This is a genomic window from Neoroseomonas soli, assembly GCF_018129065.1.
GTDB lineage: Bacteria > Pseudomonadota > Alphaproteobacteria > Acetobacterales > Acetobacteraceae > Neoroseomonas > Neoroseomonas soli.
The window spans coordinates 1-6,415 of the sequence record NZ_JAAEDM010000143.1 but is presented as its reverse complement, the minus strand read 5'-3'; the positions used below and the strand labels follow the sequence as shown (position 1 = coordinate 6,415).

The window sequence follows — 6,415 nt, the reverse complement described above, 5'->3', positions numbered from 1 at the left end:
GAAGAGCGTCACCGCCTCCGGCCGCTCGCCCGGCGCGGCGATGCCGAAGCGGCCCGCCGCGCGCTCGAGCAGCGAGGCCGCGGCCACGGTGCGGCCGAGGCGGATGTCGGCGCCGGCCTCGGTGCGGAGCGCGCGGCCGACCATCATGTTCGGCTCGAGCCCGGCGCGGCGCAGCACCTGCCGCGCCTCGGCGACCAGGGCCGTCGCCTCCTGCCCCCGTCCGGTGCGGGAGAGCGCGACGGCGCGGTTGCGCTTGGCCTCCGCGAGGCCGAGCACGGCCGATTGCTGGAGCGGATCGGCGAGCAGGTCGGTCCCGTCCCCCTCCCGCGAGGCGTTGATGTTGGGCACGAGGGCGGCGTAGCCGGCCTCCGCCTGCTCCAGCATCGCGGCGGCGGCGGCCGCGTCCCCGGCATTGAGCGCATGCAGCCCGCGGTAGTGCAGCACGCGGGCGGGCGTTGCCGGGTCGGCGGCGCGCGGGGCGAGCGTCGCGGCGCGGTCGAGCAGCACCTGCGCCTCGGCCAGCCGCCTCTGGTTCGAGAGGTTGACGGCAAGGTGCAGCATCGCCGTCGCGGTGTTCGGGTTGTCGCGGCCGAGCACGCGTTCCTGCACGGCGAGCGCGGCGCGATAGGCGTCCTCGGCGGCGGCGAAGTTCTCCGTCTGGTTCAGGTCGCGGCCAAGCGCCATCAACTGCTCGTAGCGGCCGACATCGGCGGCGCCGAAGGCGTCGGCGGACAGCCGCGCGACCGCGAGTTCGAGCGCGGCGGAGCGCCCGCCGCCACCGCCGCCGCCGCTCCGCCCGGTGGCCAGGCGCTCGATGACGGGCAGGGAGGTCGCGACACCGTCGGCCACCACCGGGCCCGAGGGGCCTGCCGTGACCAGCGCGACATGCGGCCAGCCGCCGGCGCGGCGCGTGCAGGCGAGCAGCCGGGCGGAGCCGCCGCCGACGATGGTGGTGCGCGTCGGCGCCGCGCAGGTCACGCGCTGATCGAGCCAGGATCGCCACAGTCCGGAGGCGGCGAGGGCGTCGAGGTCGGCCTCGCTGGCGCCGCCCTGCAACTCCACGACGCGCGCGGCGGGCTGGGTCCAGCCGCCGCAGAAGACCTCCCGCGCGCGCAGCACGGCGCGGTCGGCCGGCGGGGTGCGGCCGGGCTGCACCTGGCAGGCCTCGTTGCGGGCATCGGTGCCGGCGGGCTCGCCGGCCGTGGCGCTGACCGAACGGGTGACATAGGCGTCCGGCGGCGGCTCGGTGCAGGCGGAGAGGCCGATCAGGGCCAGGGCGGCGAGCGGCGCGCGCACGGTGTCAGTAATCCTCATCGGCGACGTTGGGGATCTGCACGTCGGGGTCGGTGATGCGGCCACCCAGGAGGCGCACATCCACCCGCTCCGGCGGCGCCTGCGGGATAGAGATCACCTGGCTCGGCACGATGCAGTTGATCGAGGAGACGACGCAGCCGTTGATGCGGTAGCGCGTCAGCGCGCCGGTGGCCGCCGGTCGCGTGCTGTCGGCGAAGCGGGCCGCCGCCGGGCCGACCACCGGGTTGCCCGTGCGGTCGACGAGGGTGCCGGTGAGTTCCGCCGAGCCGCCGGTGCCGTGGATGCCGAGCCGGCCCGCCGAGTGGATGGTGCCCGTCGCCGCCCCGCCGTCCAGCAGCAGGAAGACCGCACTGAGGCCGGCATCGATGTCGAGCACCATCGTCCCCGCCGCCGCGCTGCTGGCCGCGCCGAAGCTGCCCGGCGCCTCGGTGCCCGGGATGCGCACCTGGGTCGCTTGCTGGCGGGCCGGCAGGCCGGGGATGTCCGGTTCCACGACCGTGAGCGGTTCGGGTTGCCGGCTGGCGGCGCGGGTGTCGAACACCACCGCCGGCAGCAGGTTGTCGCGCGGCGTCACGGTCACGCGGTTCGTGGCCAGGATGCCGCCCGGGGCGCTGAACGCAACCGCCTGGCCGATGACGTAGAGCCCGCCGGCGAGGGTCAGCGTCCCCGCCGAATCCACATCCAGCGTGCCGGTTGTCATGGTGCCGCCGCGGATGACGATGCTGCCCGCCGAGAGGCGGATGCTCTCGCTGGAGGTCAGCCCGCTACCGGTGAGCGACATGACGCCGCCGGTCTCGAGCAGGATGGTTGCCGGGTCGATCTGGAAGGCCAGCAGGGTCAGGCCCTGGCCCGCGCCGACCCGCACCGAGGTGCCGGCGGTGATCTTGCCGCCGGCAAGGGTGGCTGTGTCCGGCGTAGAGAGGTCGAAGGCGGTGCCCGCGGTGCTCTGCCCCGCGAGTGTCACCGGCCCGCCGGCTGAGAATGCCGCGGCCCCACCGGCCTGCGCCAGTCCGGTCTGCACCAGCCCGCCGCCGGCCCCGAGCGTCAGCGTGCCGCCGGCCGAGAGCGTGCCCGTATTGGCAATGGAGCCGCCGGCGCCGAGCGTCAGCGTGCCGCCCGCCGAGAGCGTGCCCGAATTGGTGACAGAGCCGCCGGCCCCGAGCGTCAGCGTGCCGCTCGCCGCGAGCGTGCCCGTATTGGCAACGGAGCCGCCAGCCCCGAGCGTCAGCGCGCTGCCCGCCGCGAGCGTGCCCGCATTGGTGACAGAGCCGCCGGCGGAGAGCCTGACATCGCCGCCCGCCGCGACCGTGCCAGTCTGCTCGATGCCGCCGCCCGCGGCCAGGACTGCGGCGGCGGCCGCGACGGTGCCTCCCTGCGCGAGGGTGCCGCCATCCGCGCGCAGCGTCGCGGTGCCGCCCGCCTGCATCGTCCCGCCCGTGGCCAGCCCGCCGCCGGAGGTCGCCGTCAGCGCCCCTCCCGCGACGTGGCTGCCGCCGAGCACCATGTTCCCGCCGGAGGATAGCCCGATCTCGCCGCCGGCCCGCATCTGTCCGGTGCTCTGGAGCGGGCCCGCGGCGGAGGCCTCGGTCGTGGTGCCGGCCGTGATGCCGCCGGACAGGGTGACCGCGCCCGCCCCGGCGGCGATGCGCACGGCCTGGCCGGCGGCGAGCGCGCCGTCGGCGATGACCCCGCCGGTGCCGAGGATCTCGACGTTCCCGGCGCCCGAGGCAATCCGCCCGCCGGCGTGCAGCGTACCCCCGGCGGTGAAGGTGGCATCGCCGCCGGCCGTGACCTGCGCGGTGGTGCCGAGGGCTGCGCCGGCCGAAACCATGGCCGCACCGCCCGCCGCCAGCGTGCCCGCCAGCGATGCGGCGCCGGTCGTCGCCGCCAGCGCGGCCGAACCGCCCGCGACGAAGGTGCCGTTCGCGACGAGGCCGGTCGCGCCGGTCATGGCGAGGTTGCCACTGGTGCTCTCGATGCGCCCTCCGGCGGTCAGCAGGCCGCCGGCGGTGAGGGTGGCATCGCCGCCGGCCGTGACCTGCGCCGTAGTCCCGAGCGCGCCGCCAGCCGAGACTGTCGCCGCTCCGCCTGCCGTCAGTGTGCCCGCCAGCGATGCGGGGCCGGTCGTCGCCGCCAGCGTGGCCGCACCGGCGGCAATGAAAGTGCCGTCTGCCGTCAGCCCGGTGGCACCGGTGAGGGCAAGGTCACCACCGGTGCTCTGGATACGTCCTCCGGCGGTCAGCGGACCGCCGGCAGTGAAGGAGGCATTGCCGCCGGCCGTGATCTGCGCCGTGGTGCCGAGCGCGCCACCGGCCGAGGCGGTGACGCTGCCGCCCGCCGTGACCGTACCTGCCAGCGCCAGCCCGCTGCCGGCGGTGACGATGGCAGCGGCGCCGGTGGTGACCTGCGCCGTGATGTCGAGGGCGCCGCCAGCCGAAACCGAGGCCGCGCTGCCCGCCGTCAGCGCGCCCGCCAGCGACGCGGCCCCGGTCGTTGCCGCCATTGCCGCCGAGCCGCCCGCCATAAAGGTACCGTTCGCGGCGAGGCCCGTTGCGCCTGTCATGGCGAGGTTGCCACTGGTGCTCTCGATGCGCCCTCCGGCGGTCAGCAGGCCGCCGGCGTTGAAGGTGGCATCGCCCCCCGCGGTGACCTGCGCCGTGGTGTCGAGCGCGCCACCGGCGGAGACGCCAACCGCGCCGCCCGCTGTGAGCGTGCCGGCCAGGTTGACCCCGCTGCCGGCGGTGACGATGGCAGTGGTGCCAGCGCTGACCTGCGCGGTGGTGCCAAGCGCGCCACCAGCCGAAACGCCCACCGCGCCGCCCGCCGTCAGCGTGCCGGCGAGGGTGACCCCGCCACTGGCGGAAACCGTCGCCGCCGCGCCCGCGGTGAGCGCACCCGCCAGTGACGCAGCGCCAGTCGTCGCCGCCAGCGTGGCCGCACCGGCGGCAATGAACGTGCCGTCTGCCGTCAGCCCGGTGGCGCCAGTGAGGGCAAGGTCGCCACCGGTGCTCTGGATCCGCCCTCCGGCGGTCATCGGGCCGCCGGCGGTGAAGGTGGCATTGCCCCCCGCAGTGACCTGCGCCGTGGTGTCGAGCGCGCCGCCGGCCGAAACGCCAACCGCGCCGCCCGCCGTCAGCGTGCCGGCGAGGGTGATCCCGCCACCGGCGGAAACCGTCGCCGCCGCACCCGCGGTGAGCGCACCCGCCAGCGACGCATCGCCGGTCGTCGCCGCCAGCGTGGCCGCGCCGGCGGCAATGAACGTGCCGTCTGCCGTCAGCCCGGTCGCACCGGTCAGTGCGAGGTTCCCGCCGCTGCTCTCGATCCGCCCGCCGGCGTTCAGCATGCCGCCGGAGGTCAAGGTCGCATGGCCCCCGACAATGACCTGCGCGGTGGTGTTGAGCGCGCCCCCCGCCGAGGCCAGCAACGTGCCCTGTGCCGCGAAGGCGCCAGCCAGCGCCATCGTCGTGCCGGCGCTGAGCAGCGCATTGCCGCCGATGGAACCGGAACCCGTGAAGGAGAGCGCCCCCGGCGTCGTCAGCGCGGCGCCGCCGCTCGTGGTCAGCGCGCCGGCATAGGACATGTCGCCCCCCGCGCTGAGCGTCGCCGTGCCGGGCCCGCCGCTCACGGTGATGCTGCCCGCGGGCGCCACCGTCAGCCCCTGGTCGGTCGAGAAGGCGAGGCTGCCATTGGCCGACACCGCCCCGCTGACCAGCAGCGGCAGCACCGTGCTCAGCGCGAGCACGGGTCCACCGGCCACCAGGTTGCCGATTTCGGCGATCCGGTTGTCCTCGGGCAGCGAGACGGAACCGCCGTTCAGCGCGAGGAAGTCGGTGACGATCAGCGCACCGGACTGCTGCGTCACCGCGCCGGTGCTCTCGATGGTGACGGAACCCACGCCTTGGATCAGGCCGGCGAGCGTCACCGTGCCGCCCTGCAGCAGGATCGTGGGCGCGACCACGTTGCCGGCCGTCAGGGCCGCGCCGGCCGTCAGCCGTACCGAAACGGGCGCGGTGATATCGGTGGCGACCAGCCCGCCCGCGGTGCCGAGCGCGACCTGGCCGGTGGCGCCCACGGTGGGCGCCGTGCCGGCGGTGATGCCGCTCGCCGTGTCGAAGGCATTGGCGGCGAGCCCGAGCTGGAAATCCCCCTGGGCCGTGCCGGTGACGGTGCCGACGGCCACCGAGCCGCCGGCCTGCCGCACGCTGCCGCCCGCGATCCCCGGCGTTCCGGCCACCAGTTCCAGCGTGCCGGCGCGCACGGTCGCGCCCTCGCGCAACGGCACGTCGCCGGTGACGAGGATGTCCCCCGCGCTGCGCGTCATGCCGTCGGAGCCGATGATCAGCCGCAGTGCCCCTGGCGCGCCGAGCGTCCCGCCCGCGCCGCCGAGCCGCGCGATCTCCGCGCTGTCGAGCGAGAGCGTCCCGGCCCCCGCGCCCCCGAGTGTGACGGTCCGGCCCGCGGTCTCGGGTAGGAGGGCGATGGTGCCGCCCGGCGCGCGCACCGGCGCCTGGATATCGAGGTCGTCGGCGCGCAGCACGACGCGCGTGCCGTTGCCCGCGGCGATCCCGCCCCGCACGTCCATCATCCCGGCGCCGCCGCGGATGGCGACCTGGCCGCCCGCCGTCACGCCCTCGATCGCGGCGATGCGGTTGCCGGCCACGCCCGGGTCGAGCAGCACCGCGCCGGTCGGGAACAGCGCCGAGAGCGAGGCGACGTCGAGCCGCGAGCCCGCTGCCTGGGTCAGCGCGCCGTCGCCCGCGAGCGTCAGCCGCCCCACACGCGGCCCGTTGAGGCCGTCCACCAGGTCCACCGTGCCGAGGATGTCGATGGCGCCCGTCGCGCCGACCGCGCCGAGGCGCAGTTCCGCCGCCGGCGTGCCGGTGGGCAGGAAGGCGAGTTCCGCCTCGTCCAGCGTGATGCGGCCTGCGGTCGCGCTGCCCGCCGCGCCGCCGAGCACATAGCCGATGCCGGCATCGGTGGTGACCGGCATGAGGGTGATGGTCCCGCCCGGCGCGCGCAGCGCCGCGCCGATCGCGAGGTCGTCCGCGCGCAGCGTCAGCGCGCCGCCCGCGCCGACCTGCGCCGCATCCGCCACCGCGAG

The 6,415-nt window shown here is 76.3% G+C and carries 2 protein-coding genes; both read right to left on the bottom strand.

Going from position 1 to position 6,415, the window contains the following annotated elements:
* The coding region (locus GXW76_RS26220) for a tetratricopeptide repeat protein (RefSeq protein ID WP_211864776.1) at positions 1 to 1,296 on the bottom strand (1,296 nt) is incomplete at its 3' end.
* Positions 1,297 to 1,300: 4 nt separating this feature from the next.
* Positions 1,301 to 6,415 (bottom strand): beta strand repeat-containing protein (locus GXW76_RS24555; RefSeq protein WP_211864775.1); only part of this gene is annotated, 5,115 nt, incomplete at its 5' end.